This window comes from Methylobacterium sp. BTF04 (assembly GCF_010692745.1).
In the GTDB taxonomy this organism is placed as follows: domain Bacteria; phylum Pseudomonadota; class Alphaproteobacteria; order Rhizobiales; family Beijerinckiaceae; genus Methylobacterium.
On sequence record NZ_JAAHTB010000117.1, the window covers coordinates 1 to 3,642 of the forward strand.

The following is a 3,642-nucleotide window of genomic DNA, read 5'->3' on the forward strand; positions in this document are numbered from 1 at the left end:
TGACGGACTTCCACCATCTGTTCCTTGCCGGTCTCCCGGCGCACTGGGTAATTACGGATCTTCCGTAGGATACGTCTCGCCGTCTCAGTTATGCGGCGGGCAACATTAAAAAAGTCTGTGGGATCGTTCCTACGAACTGCTGAACAGAGCCATCGATTGGCTTGGATCCTTGTTTTGGAAAGGTCAGAGGCCAGCCTGCTTCATCACTCCTGCTGCCCGTCTTCACCGAAAGAAACGATCTCAGGTTTACAACGTCCACGAAAATCGAATGATGCATCGTCTGGTATTTTATATAGCTTTTTGCAAATCACAATTGTTATGAGAGATTAAAATATTATTAATAGTGTCATTTATGCTGCCAAGTTCGGCACATTTCGTACGATTTCGACCTGTATTTTTAGCTATGTAAAGTGCCGCGTCAGCCGCGGCAACGATTTCACTGTACGACATATCAGCGTGCGGCGTGATCGACGCGCACCCAATGCTCACAGTGATCTTTAGAGCCGTTCCGTCATCACGGTAGATCACGAGGGCTTCGATAGCGCCGCGTACCTCCTCTGCGGTATAAAAGGCGTCGCCAAGGTTTGTGTCCGCGAGGATCAGTGCAAACTCTTCGCCACCGTAGCGTGCAACGATCTGGCCGCGTCGCACGGTTTGCTCTGCCAAGCACCGTGCCACTTGCTGTAAGCAGACGTCGCCGGCCTGATGCCCATGGGTGTCGTTGAGCCGCTTGAAGTGATCGATGTCCAGTAGAAGCAGTGCGATTTCGCGGCGGTCCTCTTGATCCGTCCACAGCTTGGCCAAGGTCTTATCGAAGTACCGTCGGTTACCAATGCCGGTCAGTCCGTCAAGATTTGCCAGGATTGTCAATTGGACGTTCGATTCGTCCAGGAGGCTTGCCCGAAGGCTCTCCCTCAGGGCAAAGAGATACGCTCGACGTACGCTGGAATCGATCCGGTAGTTTCCAACAAGCGAGTAATGCGACGCGGACGCTAAAAGAATAATGATGAAGATCCGCGTCGGCGTGTCGAGGGACGGATGCATCACGGCTGCGATCGTCACGGCGATATTGGTGACGGCAGTGAGCGTCAGGGCCCACCTGAAAGACCAAGCCTGCGCGACATTGACTGCAGTCATAAAGAGGCAAAAAAGGCACCCGTACAAACCCACATGCTCGGCTCGCGACACGATAAAAGCAGCCAGAGTACAAATGAGCATAGCCGTGACGCTAATCATGGTAGCGTAATTGGTATCAATTTTCGAAAGACCGATCGCTAAAATACAAAAACAGGTAATTGGTGTCGCGATCGCAAGCTGCATTATGATGAGTTCACGGATAACATCTGGAACGATTATCGCATCAAGAAAAAGGAAAAGATTGTAGATGATCGTCCCGACGATCGCGAGCCGAATAAAAAACGCTGCCCTTGGCGCCTTTGTTGCCTCGTTGAAGTTCTCTTCGATGATTTTCGTGAAGCGTACCCCGAAGGTTCCCGCATCGAGCGTCGCCTCGACCTCCTTCAACAACGCCGCTTTGTTGTCAGGGCCGCCCTCGATTGCCGGCTCGAAGGTTCCCATCGTGAGGAAGTTGTCGGCTTGAGCGCGGCACCAAGACAGGATCCGCACAGCTTTCGTGACAGTCCTGCGAAAATAGTATTTTGGTGTTCTTAGCATCGGAGACCTTTACAAGCCAAAAGGCTGATCTATTATGTCGTATCATAGAAGTTTTTATAAATTAATAATTACGAGTGTTACAAATTTCCTATCTTGAGTGGATAATGCGTGCTGAAAAATACCTTTGCGTTAAGGGGGCGGTCGGACACTTCAAAGAATTGCGTCGTCGCACGGTTCGGAGGGTGATTTGAGGATGCGCCCTGAACGTCAGGCGCTCGCTCCCTCGGGAAATTGGCCGAAGGCGGCTGCTACGGGATGAAAGGCGCATATGAGATCATCGTCCAGGCGCCCCGTCATACTTACCAGGATGCCGTAGGCCTTCTCACCCGGCATCGGTTGCCGGTACGGTCGGCGTTCGATCAGGGCACCGTAGATGTCGCAGATCGTCACCAGGCGGACCAAGTCCGGGATCTCCGCGCCTTTGAGGCCGTCCGGGTAACCGCTGCCGTCGAGCATTTCATGATGCGAGCGCACCACCGCCAGCATCTCCTCTTGGAAGCCCTGTCCGACGAGCATCGCGTGACCGAGACTGGCGTGAGTGCGCATCACCGCCTGTTCGGCAGCGTCGAGTTGGGCCGGCTTGTTCAGGATGGCGAGCGGGATCTGGATCTTGCCGACGTCGTGCAGCAGCGCGGCCTTGGTAACCCGGTGACGGTCCGCTGCGGCAAGTCCGAGCTCGCCCGAAAAAGCGGCGGCAAGGCCTGCCACGAGCAGACAGTGCTGGTGCGTCGCATCGTCGAAATGCTGCACGACTTGTACCCAGTCGCGGATGCCGACCTCTTGGATCGCCTTCGCGACCAGTTCGGTGCCGGTTTCGGCTAGAACGGGGGTCACAGGCCTGCCAGAAAAGAACGTCTCCTTGAGGAACTGCCTGGCTTCGCCGGCCAGCCTGAAAGCGGCGGCGGAGACGGGCCGAGCGGCTTCCCACATCTGATGAAGTGTATCGATGAGCAGCGGCGTGAACGAGCCGGCAGCGAGCGTACCGCTCGCGCTCAGCATCTGAGCCTGAGCTTCGGCGCGGGCGGCATGACCATGCACGAGAAAAAGGTAGGGCGCGCCTTGGCTGCGCACAACACCCAGAATACGGCGTAGTCGCAGAATGGCGTCCGAGGTGAGGGTCTCGACGTCGCTGACGATCAGTTCGGCGACGCAGACCGGCGGCGTATCGTCGTAGAGGTCGTGGACGCGACAGGTGCGGAAGCGGTCGAGGTCGCGGGCGAGGCGCTCAGCCCGAAGCAGGTCATCGCTGATTAGCAGAAGCTCGCCCACGCTCAGTCCAGTTCAGGGGAAATTACCGACGAGGGTCAGTGGGAGCACGGATCGATCACGCTGGAGGTTATAGGATGGGCCTCTTCAGATCGGTCGAGCAAGACGAAGGCCGTGACGAGGGCGACCCCGATTGTAAGGTGGGGATGCATGCGATCATTTCATTGCGGAGAACAACCAACGACCACCTCGGATGCGACCATATGGGTTCGATTAATCAGCTAGAAGCTCCCACGCAAAAGTTACAGAATTCTTTCTGATCGCAGAAATATTTAGTACCCCTTGGTTATAAATAAAATGCTCATCATGATATATTTCTGTGAGTTCTACGCAAAGATAGCTTGAGCAATTTTGGTCAAGCGGCTGCATCCGCCTTGGTCATGGCAGTGGTGATAAAGCCTCAAACTGAGATCGACCATCCTCGGACATTTTGAGACGACCTTGGTCCTGCGCCGAAAGCGGGCCAGGAAATGTCGGATATTGCTGTTGTCACGCTCAATAGTAACGGTGAGGTCCTTGCCGGTGAACAGTTGGTCCGGGGGGATCAGCCGATGATATCCGTCCCAGTCGTCGGTCACGAAGGTGATTCCCGTCGTTCCCGTCTTAGCGAGAAGCTTGCGGCAGGTTGCATCATCACGGCGGCCCAGAACCCAGGCCACAGTTCGCCCGCCGACAGGATCATAGGCGCGCCAGAGCCAAAGC

At 55.3% G+C, this 3,642-nt stretch carries 3 protein-coding genes; all 3 read right to left on the reverse strand.

Translation table 11 applies throughout. The features are described 5' to 3' along the window. Positions 1-288 precede the first annotated feature (288 nt). Positions 289-1,578 (reverse strand): GGDEF domain-containing protein, encoded by a 1,290-nt coding sequence (locus G3T14_RS23415; RefSeq protein ID WP_163644897.1) that lies wholly within the window; start codon positions 1,576-1,578, stop codon positions 289-291. A gap of 303 nt (positions 1,579-1,881) precedes the next feature. After that, positions 1,882-2,943 carry an HD domain-containing phosphohydrolase gene (locus G3T14_RS23420; protein WP_163644898.1) on the reverse strand — a complete coding sequence of 354 codons (1,062 nt, stop codon included), beginning with the start codon at positions 2,941-2,943 and terminating at the stop codon, positions 1,882-1,884. 323 nt (positions 2,944-3,266) lie between these two features. Further along, positions 3,267-3,642 (reverse strand): IS1 family transposase (locus G3T14_RS23425; RefSeq protein WP_163644899.1); only part of this gene is annotated, 376 nt, incomplete at its 5' end.

Coding starts and splice junctions, on each gene's coding strand:
- G3T14_RS23415 (WP_163644897.1), bottom strand. CDS start 1,578: ATGGGAACCTTCGAGCCGGCAATCGAGGGCGGCCCTGACAACAAAGCG.